This window comes from Devosia insulae DS-56 (genome assembly GCF_000970465.2).
Taxonomy (GTDB): domain Bacteria; phylum Pseudomonadota; class Alphaproteobacteria; order Rhizobiales; family Devosiaceae; genus Devosia_A; species Devosia_A insulae.
Window position 1 is genome coordinate 1 of the sequence record NZ_LAJE02000172.1, and the last position, 18698, is coordinate 18698.

Annotated in this window: 16 protein-coding genes; 14 read left to right on the forward strand and 2 right to left on the reverse strand. The window is 66.4% G+C overall.

Going from position 1 to position 18698, the window contains the following annotated elements; all coding sequences use genetic code 11:
* From VW23_RS28965 to VW23_RS11620, 11 genes are all read left to right on the forward strand, one after another.
* Window positions 1-182, forward strand: a 182-nt coding sequence (locus VW23_RS28965) for a hypothetical protein (RefSeq protein WP_176730379.1), incomplete at its 5' end; no start/stop codon positions are given.
* A 262-nt stretch (window positions 183-444) separates the two neighbouring features.
* Complete coding sequence (locus VW23_RS11575) at window positions 445-663, forward strand: hypothetical protein (RefSeq protein WP_069909725.1); 219 nt, start codon at window positions 445-447, stop codon at window positions 661-663.
* 134 nt (window positions 664-797) lie between these two features.
* The gene (locus tag VW23_RS11580; protein WP_069909726.1) at window positions 798-1841 is read left to right on the forward strand and encodes a LacI family DNA-binding transcriptional regulator; all 1044 of its coding nucleotides are present in this window, start codon (window positions 798-800) and stop codon (window positions 1839-1841) included.
* A 4-nt stretch (window positions 1842-1845) separates the two neighbouring features.
* Window positions 1846-2802: an ABC transporter permease gene (locus VW23_RS11585; protein ID WP_084645962.1), complete on the forward strand. Its 957-nt coding sequence runs from the start codon at window positions 1846-1848 to the stop codon at window positions 2800-2802.
* Window positions 2802-3713, forward strand: coding sequence for a carbohydrate ABC transporter permease (locus VW23_RS11590; protein ID WP_084645964.1), 912 nt, complete (start codon window positions 2802-2804; stop codon window positions 3711-3713). The genes VW23_RS11585 and VW23_RS11590 overlap by 1 nt, the downstream gene beginning before the upstream one ends.
* A gap of 66 nt (window positions 3714-3779) precedes the next feature.
* Entirely contained in the window at window positions 3780-4088 is a 309-nt protein-coding gene (locus VW23_RS11595; protein WP_069909727.1) for a hypothetical protein, read from the forward strand.
* 185 nt (window positions 4089-4273) lie between these two features.
* Window positions 4274-5695, forward strand: a complete 1422-nt coding sequence (locus VW23_RS11600; RefSeq protein ID WP_069909728.1) for an extracellular solute-binding protein — start codon at window positions 4274-4276, stop codon at window positions 5693-5695.
* Window positions 5696-5784: 89 nt separating this feature from the next.
* Window positions 5785-6975 (forward strand): ADP-ribosylglycohydrolase family protein, encoded by a 1191-nt coding sequence (locus VW23_RS11605; RefSeq protein ID WP_069909729.1) that lies wholly within the window; start codon window positions 5785-5787, stop codon window positions 6973-6975.
* Window positions 6976-6989: 14 nt separating this feature from the next.
* A complete protein-coding gene (locus VW23_RS11610) occupies window positions 6990-9089 on the forward strand; it encodes an ADP-ribosylglycohydrolase family protein (protein ID WP_069909730.1) in 2100 nt (699 codons plus the stop codon).
* Between the two features lie 160 nt (window positions 9090-9249).
* Window positions 9250-10431, forward strand: a complete 1182-nt coding sequence (locus tag VW23_RS11615) for a CaiB/BaiF CoA transferase family protein (protein ID WP_069909731.1) — start codon at window positions 9250-9252, stop codon at window positions 10429-10431.
* A complete protein-coding gene (locus VW23_RS11620) occupies window positions 10431-11252 on the forward strand; it encodes an HpcH/HpaI aldolase/citrate lyase family protein (RefSeq protein WP_069909732.1) in 822 nt (273 codons plus the stop codon). The genes VW23_RS11615 and VW23_RS11620 overlap by 1 nt, the downstream gene beginning before the upstream one ends.
* A gap of 445 nt (window positions 11253-11697) precedes the next feature.
* Here VW23_RS11620 and VW23_RS11630 read toward each other — a convergent pair whose 3' ends face one another.
* Both VW23_RS11630 and VW23_RS28550 read right to left on the reverse strand, forming a co-directional pair.
* The gene (locus tag VW23_RS11630; protein ID WP_069909734.1) at window positions 11698-13485 is read right to left on the reverse strand and encodes a putative bifunctional diguanylate cyclase/phosphodiesterase; all 1788 of its coding nucleotides are present in this window, start codon (window positions 13483-13485) and stop codon (window positions 11698-11700) included.
* A gap of 92 nt (window positions 13486-13577) precedes the next feature.
* Window positions 13578-14441 carry an AraC family transcriptional regulator gene (locus VW23_RS28550; RefSeq protein ID WP_069909735.1) on the reverse strand — a complete coding sequence of 288 codons (864 nt, stop codon included), beginning with the start codon at window positions 14439-14441 and terminating at the stop codon, window positions 13578-13580.
* A gap of 88 nt (window positions 14442-14529) precedes the next feature.
* On the opposite strand from VW23_RS28550, the gene melA reads away from it, so the two are divergent.
* The 3 genes from melA (at window position 14530) to VW23_RS11655 (ending at window position 18571) form a co-directional block, all read left to right on the forward strand.
* The gene (gene melA, locus VW23_RS11640; RefSeq protein WP_069909736.1) at window positions 14530-15984 is read left to right on the forward strand and encodes an alpha-glucosidase/alpha-galactosidase; all 1455 of its coding nucleotides are present in this window, start codon (window positions 14530-14532) and stop codon (window positions 15982-15984) included.
* A 206-nt stretch (window positions 15985-16190) separates the two neighbouring features.
* A complete protein-coding gene (fliK, locus tag VW23_RS29660) occupies window positions 16191-18266 on the forward strand; it encodes a flagellar hook-length control protein FliK (RefSeq protein ID WP_084645968.1) in 2076 nt (691 codons plus the stop codon).
* The gene (locus VW23_RS11655) at window positions 18263-18571 is read left to right on the forward strand and encodes an EscU/YscU/HrcU family type III secretion system export apparatus switch protein (RefSeq protein ID WP_069909739.1); all 309 of its coding nucleotides are present in this window, start codon (window positions 18263-18265) and stop codon (window positions 18569-18571) included. Before fliK ends, VW23_RS11655 begins: the two co-directional genes overlap by 4 nt.
* Window positions 18572-18698: the final 127 nt, after the last annotated feature.

An 18698-nucleotide genomic window follows, 5' to 3' on the forward strand; every position in this document is an offset into this window, starting at 1 on the left:
ACCAAGCGCAGCTTGGTGGAGGGGGGAGCTCCTCTATCGAACTCAGCGAGTTCCTCGCCGCCCTGCGCAAGCGCTACACCATGGATGCCGAGCGCCGCGTCCACGATGCCTTCACCGGCATCGAGGTCGCCCCCGAACCCGCCGCCGACACCGACGCGGCTCTGGATGATCTGTTCTTCTGAACGGTTGTATCCGAGCTACCTACTGCGTTGATGTATCGGAGCACTCGGGCTCCCACCCGCCGGCGGGATGACATCGCGTGTGGGGTGAAAGCTGCGATCAGCTCGACCCCGGTACTCCCAAGCCTCCCGCTGGTCCACACCCGGGAAGATCACCGCCCAACATGTGATTTGACGTAGCGGGAACTGGTCCGACATATATGCGTTTACACGTATACAGGGGCGGCGGGCCTCTCGTTACGTGAGTCTGTCGGGGGCCAATCCGATGAATGACTTGGATAACCATGAGCTCGTCGAGCTCCTGGCGATGTTGCGCCGCAGCGACGAGATCGTCGATACGCAGCGCCTTACCAACTTCTCAGATGCGACGCTGCTCGCGGTCATCAACCCGCTGGGCGACGGCCGGCTGGTGACCAACGTGCCGAGCTTCGTCGCCGTCCGTGAGGAACTGCGTCGTCGCGGTCTCTTGCCGCGCGACCACTGACGAAAACTCATGGCCGGTCAGCAGGCTGGCGCCGGCGATGAGCTGCAAGATCCACGCATCCTGGCCTATCTAGACTCCGGCGTTAACTTCCGGTAACGTTCCCAATAGATGCCGGGAACGGCACGGGAGGTTGCATGGGCAGACGGCCCACCATCATTGATGTGGCAAGGCTTGCCGGCGTGTCGAAGAGCACCGCCGCACGTGCCCTCTCCGATTCCCCCGATGTCAACGACGCCACCCGCGAAAAGGTCCGCAAGGCCGCCATCGCCAGCGGCTACGAGCGCAACCACCTCGCCGTCGGCATGCGGTCCGGCCGTTCGGGCCTGTTCGGCCTCGTCATCCCCGATATCACCAACCCGTTCTGGGCCGAGGTCGCCCGCGGCGCCCAGGATATCGTCGGCGAGAACGGCGCCTCGCTGCTGGTCTTCTCATCGGACTGGGACCACGATCGCGAGGCCAGCCACCTGCGCGCCTTGCGCCAGGCCCGGGTCGAGGGCGCTATCGTCAATCCGGTGTCCGACAATGCCGAGGATTTCGGCCGCTTCGGCGTGCCCTTCTCGCTGATCGGCTCGAGCGCCGAACGCTTCCCCGATACCCCGAGCATCGGCTCCGACATCCGGCAGGCCGTACGGCTCGGGCTCGATCATCTGGTCGCCCGTGGTCATGCGGCGCCCGCCTTGATCCTCGGGCCGAAATCCCGCCTGGCCCGCGCCCGCTTCCTCCGTTCGGTGCACGAGCACTGCCTCGAGCGCGATATCGACCCGGCGGTGCTGCTGGTCGAGGATGGCGATTACACCTTCGAGGGCGGCCATGCCGCCATGCAGCGGCTGATGGCGCGCCAGCGCAACGGCCATCTCACGGTATTCTGCGCCAACGACCTGATGGCGCTCGGCGCCATGCTGGCGGTACGCGAGGCCGGCCGCGAGTGTCCTCGCGATGTCTCCATTCTCGGCTTCGACGGGGTGCCTGCCGGCGCCTTTTCCTGGCCCGGTCTCACCACCATCGAAAAGCCGGCCCGCGAGCTTGGCCGCCGCGCCGCCCAGGCGCTGTTCGATGAAATCGCCGGTCGTCCGCAGGATGGCCGCACCTATTTGCCGTGCCGCCTGATAGAGCGAGGCTCACTCGCCGATCTGACGGTCCACACGCCCCTGCGCGTCGCAGGAGCGGGGAGGAGCTAGAAGCATGTCGAGCGTCGAGCAAAACGCGACGGTCATTGCACGCGTCGCCGGGAACGTTCCCAAGTCGCAGCGCTTCGCCAATGGCGTCCGCCGCTGGTGGCCCTATTACGTCATGCTCGCCCCCGGCCTGCTGTTCTTCCTCGTCTGGCACTATTTCCCGATCTGGGAAGCCAAGATGGCGTTTGAGCAGGTGCGCATCATCCCACCCAATCTCTGGGTCGGGCTGAAGCACTTCCAGACGCTGTTCGCCTCGCCGGTGTTCTACCAGGTGCTGGCCAATACGCTGATCATCTCGACCCTGAAGATCCTCTTCGTTTTCCCGGTGCCGATCATCGTCGCGCTGCTCCTCAACGAGGTGCGCAGCGGCAAGCTCAGGAAGTTCGTGCAGTCGGCGATCTACCTGCCGCACTTTCTGAGCTGGGTGGTGATCGCCGGCGTGTTCATCGCCATCCTGTCACCGTCGGATGGCGCGGTGAACCAGATCACCGGCTTCTTTGGCATGAAGCCAGTGGCCTTCATGACCGATGGCAACTCGAGTCGCTGGGTGCTGGTGTTCTCCGAGATCTGGCGTTCGGCCGGCTGGGACAGCCTGCTCTACCTCGCCGCCATCATCGGCATCGACCAGTCGCTCTACGAGGCGGCCGAGCTCGACGGGGCCAACCGCTGGCAGAAGGTCTGGCACGTCACCATCCCCGGGATCGTCCCCACCATCGCGACGCTGTTCATTCTCAACATGGGCATGTTCCTGTCGGCCGACCTCAACCAGGTCATCAACTTCCTCAACGACGTGAACCGCGGCCAGATCGATATCCTCGATACCTATGTCTACCGCATCGGTTTGCGCACCGGCGAATACTCGCTCGCCACTGCCGCCGGCTTGTTCAAGGCGGTGTTCGGCATGATCCTCATCCTCTCGGCGCATTTCGTTTCGAAGCGCCTCACCGGCAAAGGAGTCTGGTGATGGCCGCGCCCCGTGGAACCGCAATCCGTCGCACGCCGCTCGAGCGCATCGAGTACGCCATCATCGTCACGACGCTGCTGGCGATGGTGGTGGTAATGCTGCAGCCGATCCTCAACCTCGTCGCCGTGTCGTTCTCCGATCCGAGCCGGGTTGCCGGCAAGAGCGGGCTCGACATCTGGCCATCGGGCTTCTCGCTCGATGTCTGGATGCTGCTGCTGCAGCACCCCAATGTGCAGCGCGGTATCCTCAACTCGATCTTCATTACTGCTACCGCGACCTTCATCGGCGTCGTCGGTACCGCGCTGATGGCCTGGGGGCTGAGCCGGCCCAACCTGCCCGGCCGGCGGATCATCTTCCTCCTGGTGCTCGTCACCATCGTGTTCGAGCCGGGCATTATTCCCGACTACTTCCTGATGAAGCGGATGGGCCTGCTCGACAGCTACTGGAGCGTCATCCTCTACAAGGCGGTGAATGCCTGGTACCTGATCATCCTGGTGCGCTTCTTCGAGGAAATCCCCGAGGAGCTGCTCGAGGCGGCCGAGCTCGACGGCGCCAACGCCTTCCAGATTTTCTTCCAGGTGGTGCTGCCACTCGCTAAGCCGGCTTTGGCCACCATCGCCCTGTTCTACCTGGTCTTCCACTGGAACGAGTTCTTCCGGGCGATGATCTACCTGAACGACCAGACCAAATACCCGCTGCAGGTGGTGCTCAGGCAGTTCGTGGTCGAGGGCGACAAGCTCGCCATCGTCGGTGCCGACAATGCCGCCAACAATATCGGCGTGGCGCAGATCAACCTGAAGGCGCTGAAGGCCGGGATGATCATCATCACCATCCTGCCCATCCTCGCCATCTATCCGCTGATCCTCAAATTCTTCACCAAGGGCACCATGTCGGGAGCGCTGAAGGGATGAAGAATTCCGCTGTCATTGTCGGCCGAAATCGGGTCATCCTGCCGCTACTGGGCAGGGGAGAGCCGCATGACCGATACCGCGGTACACCCGAAGACGCCCTGGCTGCGCTACACGATCTTCGTCCTCACCGGGCTGCAGATCGCCCTGTTCATCATCATCGAGGCCGACTTCCTGTTGCGCGCCCCGCAGATGGAACTGATCACCCGTTCGATGAGCCAGGGTTTCTCGCTCATGCTCATCGTGCCCTTCGCGCTGATGGTGGTTCCGGCGCTGGTGCTCGCCATCCTGCATCGCTGGCTGGTGCTGGCGCTGATCCTCGCGCTGCTACCGCTGCTCGCGGTCTCGGGGCTGCTCGCCCTCATCCACTTCCGCTAGCCGCGCGGCTATCGCGCAGGCCTTCCGTGTTCACCGGAGGGCTCGCGCCATGATGGCCGTCCTCAAGCTGACCTTCAGCCGCCGTCGCTCGGCCGCCTCATCCCAGCCGCTTGCCGTCGTGCCCAAGGCGCGACGGCGTTCGCCGCGTAAATCTCAACGAAAACAAGCATAACGGAGGAGAATCCATGCTTAAGACCCTGCTTCTGACCACCACGGCGCTGGCGCTCAGCCTGTCGCTGGCCATGCCGGCCAGTGCCCAGACGGTGATCCGCCTGGTATCCAAGGACCTGCTGTCGACCAACCCGCCCGACGTCGCCCATATCGAGCGCATCGAGGCGGCGCTGAAGGCCCAGGGCACCGATCTCGACATCCAGATCGTCGACCTGCCGTCCTCGGGCTATGCCGACGCGCTCGGCGTCATGCTGCTCTCGGGTGATATCCCTGACCTGATCTACTTCCAGGGCGGCGACGCCAAGATGGCCGACCAGGGCATCCTCGAAGACCTGAATCCCTGGATCGAGAAGTCGCCCAACCTCAAGGCAGCGCTCTGGCCGCACAATGTCGAGCGCCTGAAGAACTACCCTTATCTGCTCTATGTCTACCCGCCGCGCGCCCCGCAGCCGGTGATCCGCAAGGATTGGCTGGATAAGCTCGGCATCGCTGCCCCGACCACCGTCGATGAGTACGAGGCCTTCTTCAAGGCCATCCACGATGCCGATCTCGATGGCGATGGCACCCCGGGCAACACCTTTGGTGTCACCACTGCCGACAACACCAACGAGCTCGACTCGATCTTCAACCAGGCCTTCGGCATCACCGGCACCTGGATGAAGGACGCGGCTGGCGAGTGGGTGAGCTCGCGCATCACCGATGCCGAAAAAGCCAAGCTCACCTGGTACGCCAAGCTCGGCGCCGAGGGCCTCTACGACAAGGAATACGTCACCTCGAAGTTCGACGTGAAGGAAGACAAGTTCTACACCGGCAAGGCCGGCGTGATCTTTGGCTCCTCGGCGGAAGTCATCGACATCTATGGTGGCAAGATGCGCCAGGCGCATCCGGAAACCCCGATCGAGCTGGCCTTGCTGCCGATCCCGTCGGGACCGGGCGGCCAGGGCCTCTCGGCCACTGACGTCTCGAAGGAGGCCCGCGGCTTCGCCATCTCGACCACCTCTGAGCACAAGGAAGAAGTCGCAAAGCTGCTCGACTTCATGGCCTCGACCGAAGGCCAGATGATGGACCGGATGGGCTTTGAGGGCGAGGAGTACACCAAGTCCGGCGACACCTACACCATCACCGACAAGATGAGCACCTGGTACGCCCGCTTCTTCGCCGCCGCCAACTTCGTGCCGCCGGTGGAGTGGAAGTCGACCGCCGCCCAGGAGTCGCTGAAGAACATCACCACCTGGTTCAAGCCGGACAACGCCTTCGTCTGGCCGTCCGACTACGCAGCTGACCTCGACGCGACCGAGAACGTCTACCGCGCCTGGGTCTACAAGTTCATCTCCGGCGAAGCCTCGATGGACCAGTGGGATGCCTTCGTCGCCGAATGGAAGGCCGCCGGTGGCGACCGCCTCAACGAGTACGCCCGGACCAAGCTGAACGGCTAAGGCCCGGACCATCGTATCCCGCCCGTGGCGTCCTCCCACGACCACGGGCGGGTGCGGTGACAGATCTAGACAAGCGGAAACAGACCATCATGCCCACCTCACTTCGCGGCCGCGTCCGCGCCATGCTGCACGGCATCGCCCTGGGCGACGCGCTCGGCGCCCCGGTCGAAAAGCTCTCGGCCGCCGATATCCGGGCCCGCTATGGCCGGGTCACCTCGCTCGAGGCGCGCTGGCACAAGATGGATCTGCCACCCGCCGAGCGAAACTACCGCATCCGCGGCAACGGCATCGTCACCGACGACACGCTGATGACCCTGGCGCTGATGGATATCTACGCCGAAACCCGGCGCCACCTCGACGCCTGGGACATGGCCGACGGCATGGTGCGCCAGATTGCCTGGATGCCGCGCTGGATCCCCGAGATGCAGCGCGAGGCCAACCTGATCGATCGCCTGTTCTACCCCGAAAAGTGGATCTTCCAGCGCCACCAACTGGCCAATTGCGACCCCCGCCAGGGCGGCATCGGCAACATGGTCAACTGCGGCGCCGCCATGTACATCGCCCCGGTCGGCGTGGTGAACGCCTGCGACCCCAGGGCCGCCTACGACGAGGCCATCGCCTTCGCCCAGGGCCACCAGGAGAGTTTCGGGCTCGAAGCTGCCGGCGCCTTCGCCGCGGCCGTCGCCGCGGCCTTCATCCCAGGGATCAGCATCGAAGCGATCGTCGAGCGGGTCATTGCGCTGAGCAAGGACGGCACCCGCGAGGCGATCCGCGCCATCGCCGACGTCGCCTCCCGACTGAAGAGTGCCGAGCACGCCGAGGTGGTCGCCGCCTTCCACGCCGCCATCGCCCCGTTCTCGCCGATGGGCGACGAGGTCAACCACACCAAGGCCCGCGCCGGCCGGCTCTCGGTAGCCTACCAGCCGTCGCGGCTGGGCTCGATCGAGGAACTGCCGCTGGCGCTCGGCTTCGCTCTGGTCAATGGCGGCGACTTCCGCACTGCCATCGAAGACGGCATCAATTCCGGCCGCGACACCGACTCGATCGGCGTCATGGCCGGCGCCATCCTCGGCGCGCTGCACGGTGAGAGCGTCATCCGCGATGCCGACCGCCAGACCCTCGACAGCGCCAACCGCCTCGATCTCACCGCCGCCGCCGATCGCTTCACCTCCACCGCCACCGATATCCTCCTCGCCGACCGGCGGGCCCGCGACGCTGCCGAACGCAGCCGCGACAGCCTCCTCGCCGATCTCCCGACCGCCAGCGTCGTCAATCTCTGACCACCGGACCGTTCATGCCCCTGACCACCACTGAAATCTTCGATCGCATCTATGCCGGCTTCATTGGCAAGGCCATCGGCGTCCGCCTCGGCGCGCCGGTCGAGCCGACCATCTGGAGCTATGAGCGCATCCGCAACACCTATGGCGAGGTCACCCAGTACCTGCGTGATTTCAAGAATTTTGCCGCCGACGATGACACCAACGGCCCGGTCTATTTCATTCGCGCACTGCGCGACTATGGGCTGAAAGCCACCGCCGCCGATGTCGGCCGCACCTGGCTGAACTACGCCGCCGAGGAACACGGCATGTACTGGTGGGGCGGCTTCGGCAACTCCACCGAGCACACCGCCTACAAGAACCTCAAATCCGGCATGGAGGCGCCCGAGTCGGGCTCCATCGCCACCAACGGCACCACTGTCGCCGAGCAGATCGGCGGCCAGATCTTCATCGACAGCTGGGGGTGGGTGAACCCCGGCAATCCGCAGCGCGCCGCCCAGATGTCGGCCATGGCCGCCTCGGTCGCCCATGACGGCGACGGCCTCAACGGCGCCCGCTTCTGCGCCGCCGCCATCGCCCAGGCTTTCGTCGCCAAATCCATCGACGAGATCGTCGAAACCGGCCTCTCGACCATCGATGCCAACTCTACCTATGCTCGCGTCGCCCGCGCCGTTATCGACTTCCACAGGGCCAACCCGGCCGACTGGCGCCTCTGCCGCGACACGCTGACCGCCGACTGGGGCTATGACCGCTATCCCGGCGTCTGCCACATCATCCCCAATGCCGGCGTCACCGTCATGGCCATTCTCTACGGCGCGGGCGAACTGACCCGCACTGCCGAGATCGGCACCATGGCCGGCTGGGACACCGATTGTAACGCCGGCAATGCCTGCGCCATCGTCGGTACCTTCCAGGGCGTGCAGGCGAGCTGGGACAAGTATCGCAAGCCCATCAATGACTTCGTCATCGCCTCGGGCGTCATCGGCACGCTCAACGTCGTCGATATCCCGAGCTTTGCCCGCGAGCTCACCGTCTTCGCGCTCCGCCTCGACGGCAAGGAGCCGCCGGCGCTCTGGGCCGAGGATTTCGAGCGTCGCGGCGTCCGCTTCGATTTCGATGCGCCGGGCGCTACGCATGCCTTCCGCACCGAACCGTTCAACCAGATCGAGGTGAAGTCGGCCGCCGACAAGCAGGGCCCCAACTCGCGCGGCGCGCTTGAGGTGCTGCTCGATCGGCTGGAGCGCGGGCAGGGCGGTCGCATCTTCTGGAAGCCGTTCTACCGCCGCGCCGATTTCGACGATGAGCGCTACCGCCCGATGTTCACTCCGCTCGCCGATGCCGGCCAGACGGTGAAGTTCAAGCTGCAGCTCGACCCCTGGAACGGCGACGGCAACCTCCGCGTCGCGCCTTATGTGCGGCGCGCCATTTCCGGCGAGATCGTCGAAACCGGCGCCTGGCACGTCCCGAGCTCCGCGGGCTGGCAGGATTATGAGTTCACGATCCCCGAGGGTGACGAGGCGATCGACGAGATCGGCGTCCTGGTCGAGTATTTTGGGCGCCTGAAGTTCCTCGGCCGGCTCTACCTCGCCGAGTTCTCGGTGTCGGGGAAGGGCAAGCTCGCCATCGATCCCAAAACCGAAAAGCAGGAATGGGGCGGCATCACCCGCTTCACCTGGAACCGCGGCCACTGGTCGCTGCAGGACGGGGTCATCCACGCCCACACCGCCGAAGACGCCGACGCCTGGACCGGCAACGGCTATCTCCGCGATGTCACCGTCACCGCCGACCTCACTCCGCTCGCCGGCAAATCCCATCTCGTCGCGGCGCGGGTGCAGGGCACGTCCCGCTTCTACGCGGCCGGCTTCCAGGATGGCGAAGCGGTGATCCTGAAGCAGGACCATGGCACGACGGTGCTGGCCTGGGCGCCGTTCGTGGTGAAGTCGGGTGAAGCGCATAAGCTGGCGCTGACTGTGGTCGGCGATAAGCTGACGCTCAGCGTCGACGGCAAGGCGCTGGTCTCGGCGACCGACGGCCAGTTCCGCTACGGGCAGGCCGGCCTGCGCATGGCTTCGGCGGGGCGGATGACCGTGGCGCGGCTGGAAGTGGTTGAGCTGTGAAACGGGCCTCGACAGACGGCCCCCTCCCATCCTCCCCCATAAAGGGGGAGGTGCCGCATCCAGTTTCTGGCACCGACGCGCCACAGCCTCGACTCTTCACCTCCCCCTTTATGGGGGAGGCCGGGAGGGGGCCGTCTGCTGCAGTCGGCACCAACACCCCATGACCATCCCCTTCAACCCCCTCGCCGCCGGCCCGCTCGACGGCATCCGTGTCATCGATCTATCCCGCCTCGTCGCCGGCAACATGCTCAGCCTGCAGCTCGCCGATTTCGGCGCCGACGTCATCAAGATCGAGCCGCCGCAGGGGGATCCGCTGCGCGAATGGCGCGATGATGGGCACTCTCTCTACTGGAAAACCTACGGCCGCAATAAGCGCTCGGTGCAGCTCAACCTGCGGGAAGCCCCGCACATGGCGGCGCTCAAGGCGCTGCTCGCGACTGCCGACGTCTTCATCGAGAATTTCCGCCCCGGCACACTCGAGGAGATGGGCCTCGCGCCCGACGCGCTGCTCGCCGCCAACCCGAACCTGATCGTCGTCCGTATTTCCGGCTTCGGCCAGACCGGCCCTTACGCGCAGTTCCCGGGCTTCGGCACCATCGTCGAAGGGATGAGCGGCTTTGCCTACCGCACTGGCTTCCCGGATCGCGAACCGGTGCTGCCGCCGCTGGCGCTGGCCGACATGATCGCCGGGGTCTATGGCGCCAACGCCACCGTCACCGCGCTGTTCGCGCGCTTCCGGGGCAAGGCCAAGGGGCAGGTCATCGATCTCAGCCTGCTCGAACCGATGTATTCCGTGCTCGGTCCGGAAGCCGCGATCTACCAAGTGACCGGCAAGGTCAAGGAACGCTCCGGCTCTGCCTCCAACACCGCCTCGCCGCGCAACGTCTATCGCTGCAGCGACGGCAAGTACGTTGCGCTCTCGGGCTCCACCCCGCAGGTCGCCCGCCGCATCTTCGAGGTGATCGGCAAACCGGAGATGAACAGCGATCCGCGCTTTGCGACCAACTCCGACCGGGTGAAACACCGCGACCTCGTCGATGCGGCGGTCGGCGAATGGTTCGGGCGCCATAGCCATGACGAGGCGCTCGCGATCATGCGTGAGGCCGGCGCCACCGTCGGCCCGATCTACTCGATTGCCGATATCGCGAGTGACCAGCATTTCATTGACCGCGGCATCATTGTCGATGTCGAAGACAAGGATTTCGGCGCCCTGCCGATGCACAACATCCTGCCGCGCCTCAGCGCAACCCCCGGCACGTTCCGCCGCCCAGCGCCCGAGCTCGGTGAGCACACTGCCGAAGTGTTGCGCGAAGCCGGCGTCGATCCTGCTACAGTGCTGTGATGGCGCTCCGCTCGCTGCTCTACGTCCCTGCCCATTCCGAACGCTTCGTCGCCAAGGCGCATGAGCGCGGCGCCGATGCCGTCGTTTTCGACCTCGAGGATGCGGTGCCGGAGGCAGACAAGGACGCGGCGCGGGGCAACCTCGCGACCACTGTCCCCGCCGTCGGCCGCAACGGCGCCGCGGTTTTCGTCCGCATCAACGCCGGCCTTCGCCAGCGCGAGGATGCGCTCGCCGCCTGCCGTGCCGGGGCGACCGGCCTGATGGTGGCCAAGGCCAGTTCCTCCGCCGCTCTCGACGCGCTTGCCGGCGCACTGCGGGCCGAGGAGGCGAAGCTCGGTCGCCCCGCGATGAGCTTTCTTGCCTTGATTGAGGGCGCCGCTGCGCTGCTCGACGCGCGAGCCATCGCCGCCAACCACCGCGTCATCGGCCTGCTGCTCGGAAGCGAGGATTTGGCTACCGAACTCGGCGCCACCCCGACGCCCGATGTCCTCCGCCATCCGAAGTTGCTGCTGCACTACGCCGCCAAGGCGGAGAGAAAGCTCAGCTTCGGCCTGTTGCAATCGAGCGCCGATTACACCGATCTCGAGGCGCTGGCCGCCGCCGCCGCCGAGGCCAAGGCGCATGGCTTCGATGGCGCCACCTGTGTCCACCCCTCGGCCGTCGCGGTGCTGAACGCCGGCTTCTCGCCCAGCGAAACCGAACGCGAATGGGCCCAGCGGGTGATTGCTGCCGCGGCGGAGCATGCGGGCGCGTTTCAGCTCGATGGTCGGATGGTGGATGCCCCAATCGTGGCGCGGGCGCGGAAGATACTTGGGGGGTAGGGTGCTTCACGCCTCGGTCATTGTGGGCCTACCCACCGGCGTCATCCCCGCGCAGGCGCATGTGCGCTAAGTTAGGTGCTGTTGGGGATGGTTCGGTGGCCGCCAACCCCTCACCCGTCTCGGCCTTCGGCCGATCCACCCTCTCCCCGTCGGGGAGAGGAAAAGAGGCGATCGCTGGGCTCTCCGGATTCTTCTCCCCGTCGGGGTCGCGGGACGAGGGCAAAGCCCTCGCCCGGAGGTGGCGCGTAGCGCCGGATGAGGGGAAAGCCACGATCGCCAAGGGATCGACGGTGACAATCCCCAAGCCCACCAACCATAACTTAGCGCCTATGCGTGTAGGCGGGGACCAGTGGGATCTCTCGGCCCCCGCGAGTGCTGCGGCATCCCACTAGGTTCCCGCCTACGCGGGAATGACGCCGGTGAGTGATGGAACAGCCTGCGTCACTCAAGCCGCGATCCCCGTAAACTCGAGAAACGCCTCCAGCGGCAGTGGCTGTGACAGCAGGTACCCCTGCAGCTCGTGACAACCGCGCGCCACCAGGTAGTCGCGCTGCTGTTCGGTGGCGACGCCCTCGGCTGTGACCTTCATGTTCAATGAGCGCGCCAGGTCGATAATGGTCCTGACGATCACCTCGGCATCGCTGGATTGGCCGAGCTGGCCGACGAATGAGCGGTCGATCTTCAGCTTGTCGACATTGTAGCGGCGCAGGTAGTTGAGCGACGAATAGCCGGTGCCGAAATCGTCGAGCGCCAGCCGGATGCCGGCCGTCCGCAGCCGGGTCAGCCCGGCTTCGGTCGCCTCCGAGGTATCGAGCAGCACCCCCTCGGTGATTTCGAGCTGCAGTCGCGCCGGGTCGATCCCCAATTGCCGCAACTGCTCGATCACCCGGTCGACGAAGCGGCGGCTCCTGAGCTCTACCGGCGAGACGTTCACGGCTACCCAGGGGATAGTAGTCCGCGCCAGCATGCGGCACGCTTCCTCGAGCACCCATTCGCCCAGTCTCTCGATCAGCCCGCGTTCTTCGGCGACGCCGATGAACACGTCAGGCGCCAGCCGGCCGCGCTCGGGGTGCTCCCAGCGCACCAGCGCCTCGGCCCCTGCCACAGTGCGGCCGTCGGTGGCAAAGATCGGCTGGTACTCGAGCCTCAACTCGCCGCCGGTGTCGAGCGCCCGGCGCAGGTCCTGCTCGATCCGCCGCTTCTCTTCGACCGTTTCGGCCATCGGCGGGGTGAACACCTCCCAGCGGCCGCGGCCGCGTGCCTTGGCTTCGTAGAGCGCGATGTCAGCCTCGCGCAGCATGCTGAAGGCGTCCGATCCCGGCTGCCACGGGGCGATGCCGAAGCTGGCGGTGATGAAGGCCGGATCGTCGAACAGCCGGAACGGCCGCCCGAGCTGCAGCTGGATGGCGCGGCACATCGATTCCGCCGCGCCTGCCGCTGGCCCCGAGAGGAGGATAGCGAATTCGTCGCCCCCCACCCGCGCCAGTGTCCCCGCCGGACCGACCAGTTGGAACAGCCGGTTGGCCAGCTGCCGCAGCAGGTCGTCGCCCGCCACGTGCCCCAGCGTGTCGTTGATATGCTTGAACCGGTCGAGGTCGATCAGCACCAGCGTCGCTGGCACTCCCTCAGCGGCCCGCCCGGCAAGCCCCGCAAGGTCGCGCTCGAACTGCGCCCGGTTGGGCAACCCGGTCAGCGAGTCATGGTAGGCGAGGAAATGGATATGCGCCTGGGTGCGGCGCTGCTCGGTGATGTCGCGGGCGCTGCACACCAGCCCGATGATCTGACCCTCGGGGTTGCGCAGCGGCAGTTTCGAGGTCGACAGCCAAAGCTGCGTGCCGTCCGGGCGGACGACGTATTCCTCGTGGTCGATCAGCGCCTTCTCGCCACGGATGACGCTCATGTCATCCTCGTAGTAGCGCCGCGCCAGCTGGGGCGGATGCACGTCGAGGTCGGATTTGCCGATCAGAGTATTGGGGTCGCCATGCCCGAGGTCCGCCGCCACGGCGCGGTTGGCGATGACGAAGCGCGCGTCCTTGTCCTTGATGTAGAGGTAATCCGGCACCTGGTCGATCATGGTGCGCAGCCAGCTGCGCTCCACCTGGGCCCGCTGCTGCTCGCCGGCCAGCTCCGCCGCGAAACGCTGCAGCCGCTCGTTGGCCGCCACCAATGCGGCAAGCGATTCCGGCGGCTCGGGGCGAGCGACGTGCTGGACGGGAGACCGCTTCACAACCATCAGGCCCTCCGAACCGGAGAGTTCGGGTGGCTATCATGCTATGCAGCAATGGATAAACAACCCCTAATCGACGCTAAGTACTAGCCGGGGCATCACCGCCCGGATGCAGCAGCGGAGCGATAGTCGCTGGGCGAGATGCCATTGAGCCGGCGGAACGCCTTGGCGAAATAGTTCCCGTTGGCAAATCCGGTGGCAGCAGCAATGGCGGCGACTGGCTGATCGGTGGCGATCAGCAGCCGCGTTGCCCGTTCCATCCGCGCCGCGAAGACGAAATCCGACGGGCTCTGCCCGGTCTCGTCGCCAAAACGCCTGACGAAATGCGCCCGGCTAAGCCCCGCTACCCGCGCCAGCCGATCTACCCCCAGCGGCTCGCCCAGGTGCTCGGCGATAAAACTCTGCGCCCGGGCAATCGGCGGCGCCACATTGGTGATGGCTGGCGTCGCGCCGAACAGCCCGTCATGCAGTGCCATCATCGCCTCATACGCCGCCGCGGAGGCCTCGCCGCTCAGCAGTTCGGGCGATCGCATCAGCCGCACACAGGCCTCCGCCATGCGGTCCACCGCGCTTGCGGCAGGCGTCACCACCGGTCCCCTGAGATCGATGATCGCCCGCATCAGTCGCAACGCCTCGCGGCCATTGGCGCCGATCCAGAAATATTCCCAGGTCTGCCCGCGATCGAGCCAGTAGCGGTTGGCATGCGGAAAGCTCAGCACCATGGTCGAGCCGGGCAGCAGCACGTGCCGGGCGCCGGCGTAGTCGAGCTCGCCGCGCCCGGCGATGGTGTGCTGGATAATGACGAACGGTACGTCGCCGCGCTTCAGCCCCTCCCAGTTGTAGACCTCGTTGACGCGCTTCTCGAACCCGGCGCCGGTGGCCATCACATGAAAGCCCAGCGGCCCCCGCGGCGGCGCGATGGTCTGGATCTTGTGCCCATGGGCAATCAGGTCGGACAGCATGAAATTACCCGCGATCGCATGTCTTTCCTCTACACCAGCGACCCGCCTTGCCGCTAGATGGAGGCCAATTGCAAAGGGGAGGAACGCCATGTCGTTCAAAGTCGCGATCATCGGCGCCGGTTCGGTCGGGTTCACCAAGACCCTGATCTCGGATCTGCTCAAGGTGCCGGAATTCGCCGATGTCGAGTTCGCGCTGACCGATATCAACGCCCATAACCTCGACATGATCCACCAGATCATCTCGTCGATCGTGGCGGTCAACAACCTGCCGGCCAAGGTCACCGCCACCACCAACCGGCGCGAGGCGCTATCGGGCGCGCGCTACATCATGAGCTGTGTCCGGGTCGGCGGGCTCGAGGCTTTCGCCACCGACGTCAACATCCCGCTGAAGTACGGCGTCGATCAGTGCGTCGGCGACACCATCTGCGCCGGCGGCATCCTCTACGGCCAGCGCAACATCCCGGTGATCCTCGATTTCTGCAAGGATATCCGCGAGGTCGCCGAGCCTGGCGCGCTGTTCCTCAACTATGCCAACCCGATGGCGATGAACACCTGGGCCGCTGATCTCTATGGCGGTGTCGATGTGGTCGGCCTCTGCCATGGCGTGCAGCACGGCGCCCATCAGATCGCCCAGGTGCTCGGTGTCGACGACCGCGACCTCGACTATGTGTGCTCGGGCATCAACCACCAGACCTGGTACATCGATATCCGCGCCAAGGGCCGCAAGATCGAGGCGGACGAGCTGATCGCCGGCTTCGAGAAACACCCGGTCTATTCCAAGCAGGAAAAGGTCCGCATCGACGTGCTGAAGCGTTTTGGCGTCTATTCGACCGAGTCGAATGGCCACCTCAGCGAATACCTGCCCTGGTACCGCAAGCGCCCCGAGGAAATCTCGCGCTGGATCGACATGAGCGACTGGATCCACGGCGAGACCGGCGGCTATCTGCGCCACTCGACCGAACGGCGGAACTGGTTCGAGACCGATTTCCCCAAGTTCAAGGCAGAAGCCACCAAGCTGCTGTCGGAGCACAAGCGTACCACCGAGCACGCCAGCTACATCATCGAAGCGCGCGAGACCGGCCGCACCTATCGCGGCCACTTCAACCGCCGCAACAACGGCATCATCAAGAACCTGCCGGCTGACGCCATCATCGAAAGCCCCGGCTTCGTCGATCGCTTCGGCATCAACATGGTCGAAGGCATCGAGTTGCCGATCGCCTGCGCCGCCACCTGCTCGGTGTCGATCTCGGTTCAGCGCATGAGTGTCGAAGCCGCAATGACCGGCAATATCGACATGCTGAAGCTCGCCGTGCTGCATGATCCGCTGGTCGGCGCCATCTGCACCCCGGACGAGGTCTGGCAGATGGTCGACGAAATGGTGGTCGCCCAGGCGCAGTGGCTGCCGCAATACGCCGATGCCGTCCCCGCCGCCGAGGCCCGGCTGGAAAAGGCCACGGTGAAAACCCGCGACTGGGCCGGCGCCGCCCGCAAGGTGGTCCGCTCGGTCGAAGAGCTGCGCGAAATGAAGGGGGCGCATCACTGACGGCTGCGCGTGGGTAAGGCCCCCTCACCCGGCCTTCGGCCGACCTCTCCCCCGAGGGAGAGGTGCGCTGTGGCGGGATCGTGCCTATGCACCACCTCTCCCTTGGGGGAGAGGTCGGCCCGCAGGGCCGGGTGAGGGGGCCTTGCCACACACTCCGAGCCCGAGAAGTTAACTCCCGTTAACCCGACTCCCTGCATGGTGGCGGCATGTCCGATGTCGCCACTGCTTTGCTCCAGCTGATCGGCCGCACCGAGCCCGCCGTCGATCCGGCGCTGGCGGCGGTGAAGCTGGCGCGCGCCAGCCTTGACGCGCTGATGCTCCGCCTCGGCCAGAGCATCGACGCCAAGGTCACCGCGCAACTCGCCGGCGGCCTGACCCAGCTCACCGCCAAGGGCGAAAGCTTCGTGCTGAAGCTCGAGACGCCGCTGCCGGTCAACACCGCGGTGACGCTGACGATCACCCCGACCCCGACTGGCCAGCCTGCCGTCACCGTCACCGTGCAGCCGCAACCCGCAGTCGCCCAGCCGGCTCCGCCCGCGCCGCCAGTACAGCAGCAGCCGCTGCTGCCGCTGCCTGCAGCGGCACCGGCGCCTGCCGCGACACCGGTGCTGCCTCCACCGGTTCCGGCGGCTACACAACTTGCACCCCTTGCACCGCCACCGCTCAGCGCACCACCGGTCGCAGCAACGCCGGCGCCGTCCGCTTCTTCGGCTGCTCCAGTGACGCCGACCCCCGCCCAGGCTCAGCCTATCCTGGCCGCTCAAGCGCCAGCGATCCCAGCGCCACAAGCAGTCGCGCCGCCGCCGGTCGCCCAGGCCACGGCTCAACTGGCGACCGTCGCCACGACGCCGGTCCCAGCAGCACAAGCGCTGCCACCAGCGTCAGCCCCAGCAGCACAGGCGTCGCTATCGGTGCCGGCCCCAGCAGCACCAATGCTGCCACCAGCGCCGGCCCACCCAGCACCAGCGCAGCCGACCCCAGCGCAGGCAACGCCAGCCCAACCAGTGCCAGCGGCGGCGGTGATAGTTCCGCAGCTCAGCCAACCGACCACGCCTGCCGCCGCCTCGACACCGCCTGTGCCGGCTGCGGCGCTCACGCCGCCCGCAGCGGCCCAATTTCCGGTGCCTGCGCCGACGGCCCCTGCGACCAATGCTCCCGCGACGAGCAGTCCGACACTACAGTCGGCGCCGCAGCCCGCGGTCACCACGGTCGCGCCGCAGCCCATTCCAGCTGTCCCCGGCGGTCCGGCGCCAGCGAGTACGCCGCAGCTCGTATCCACGCCGGCGCCGCCGACCCCCGCACCTCTGCCAGCAGCCTCACTGCCACCGCCAGTGGTCGCGCCGCCCATATCGACCCCGCGCCCGGCTCCGCTGCCCACCTCCCCACCGCTCGCGCAGATCCTCGCCGATCCGGTCCAGGCCGCAGCGCGCCAGGACAGCGTTCTGCCGCTGATCGCCCGTCTCGCGACACTCGCCACGCCCACCGCAGCGGCATTGCCCCGTCCCGCTCTCGAAGCCATCGCCATGCTGCTCGGCACCCGGCTTGATCTCAACCGCGCGCCGCCCGACGGCAAGATGCTACGCGACGCCGTGCTGCGGACCGGCATCATCACCGAGCCCGGCATTCGTACCCCCACCGATGCCAAGTCCGCCCTGCTGCAGTTGCGCTCCGCGCTCTCCGGCTTCCTCGGCGGCGAAGTCGAGGCCGTCGCGCCGGTAACGCGCCGTCCGCCCCCGCCGCTGAAGGGCGAACCCGTCCGCGCCCCTTCCACCCAGCCTGCGCCGCCGCTGGCTGAGGAGCCTGTCGAAACCGCCCGGCAACTGCTCGGTCACGCCGACGCGGCGCTCTCGCGCGTGAAATTACTGCAGCTGGCTTCGAACCCTGCCGACGCCGCGCGCCCCAATGCAATGGCACCGGCTGCCGAGTTCCGGGTGGAAGTGCCGATGCAGCTCGGCGCCGAAACCGGCATCCTGCAACTGCTGGTCGAGCGTGACGGCAAGCATAAGCGCACGCCCGCCGAACGCGGCTGGCGCATGCGCTTCGCGCTCAATTTCGCCGCCACCGGCGAAGTCGGTGCCGAGGTGGCGTTGCTCGGCCGCAGCGCTAATGTCTCGCTCTGGGCCGCCGACCCGGCGACGGCCGATGCGCTCGAGGCGATGTTGCCCGAACTCGCCCCGGCGCTGGCGCGCCACGGCCTCGATGTCGGTTCCATCAGGGTGCGACGCGGCGCACCGCAAGCCGCCGTCCGTGCCACTGGTCAATTGCTGGACAGCGCCCGATGACCGATACCCCAAAGCCGATCAGCCTCGCCGTCGCTCTGGAATATGAGCGCGGTACCCGCGATGCGCCGCGCATCATTGCCAAGGGGCGGGGCGAGCTGGCCCGCCGCATCGTCGAGGTGGCCGGCGAGGCCGGCGTCGTCATCGAGGCCAACGGCCCGCTCGCCGAAGCGCTGGCGAGCGTCGAACTCGACGAGCAGATTCCGATCGAGCTTTACGAAGCGGTGGCCGAGATCATCGGCTTCGTCCTCCGGGCGAGTGCGCAACGTCATTGGACACCTACGGAAGGCAGCTCCCCTCCCCCTTGAGGGCTACGGCATGCACGGAAGTGGTTTGGGGTCATCGGCGAGCTGTGATTCAAGGTGGCATTGCCAACTTGGAGGTCATTGGGATGCCGTTTGCGATCGGGGATGTGCGAGTAGCTGGGCGCGGTGA

Coding starts and splice junctions, on each gene's coding strand:
- VW23_RS11580 (WP_069909726.1), top strand. CDS start 798: ATGGGCAGACGGCCCACCATCATTGATGTGGCAAGGCTTGCCGGCGTG.
- VW23_RS11655 (WP_069909739.1), top strand. CDS start 18,263: ATGACCGATACCCCAAAGCCGATCAGCCTCGCCGTCGCTCTGGAATAT.
- VW23_RS11615 (WP_069909731.1), top strand. CDS start 9,250: ATGACCATCCCCTTCAACCCCCTCGCCGCCGGCCCGCTCGACGGCATC.
- fliK (WP_084645968.1), top strand. CDS start 16,191: ATGTCCGATGTCGCCACTGCTTTGCTCCAGCTGATCGGCCGCACCGAG.
- VW23_RS11610 (WP_069909730.1), top strand. CDS start 6,990: ATGCCCCTGACCACCACTGAAATCTTCGATCGCATCTATGCCGGCTTC.
- VW23_RS11630 (WP_069909734.1), bottom strand. CDS start 13,485: ATGGTTGTGAAGCGGTCTCCCGTCCAGCACGTCGCTCGCCCCGAGCCG.
- VW23_RS28550 (WP_069909735.1), bottom strand. CDS start 14,441: ATGCTGTCCGACCTGATTGCCCATGGGCACAAGATCCAGACCATCGCG.
- VW23_RS11605 (WP_069909729.1), top strand. CDS start 5,785: ATGCCCACCTCACTTCGCGGCCGCGTCCGCGCCATGCTGCACGGCATC.
- VW23_RS11595 (WP_069909727.1), top strand. CDS start 3,780: ATGACCGATACCGCGGTACACCCGAAGACGCCCTGGCTGCGCTACACG.
- VW23_RS11585 (WP_084645962.1), top strand. CDS start 1,846: ATGTCGAGCGTCGAGCAAAACGCGACGGTCATTGCACGCGTCGCCGGG.
- VW23_RS11590 (WP_084645964.1), top strand. CDS start 2,802: ATGGCCGCGCCCCGTGGAACCGCAATCCGTCGCACGCCGCTCGAGCGC.
- melA (WP_069909736.1), top strand. CDS start 14,530: ATGTCGTTCAAAGTCGCGATCATCGGCGCCGGTTCGGTCGGGTTCACC.
- VW23_RS11600 (WP_069909728.1), top strand. CDS start 4,274: ATGCTTAAGACCCTGCTTCTGACCACCACGGCGCTGGCGCTCAGCCTG.
- VW23_RS11575 (WP_069909725.1), top strand. CDS start 445: ATGAATGACTTGGATAACCATGAGCTCGTCGAGCTCCTGGCGATGTTG.
- VW23_RS11620 (WP_069909732.1), top strand. CDS start 10,431: ATGGCGCTCCGCTCGCTGCTCTACGTCCCTGCCCATTCCGAACGCTTC.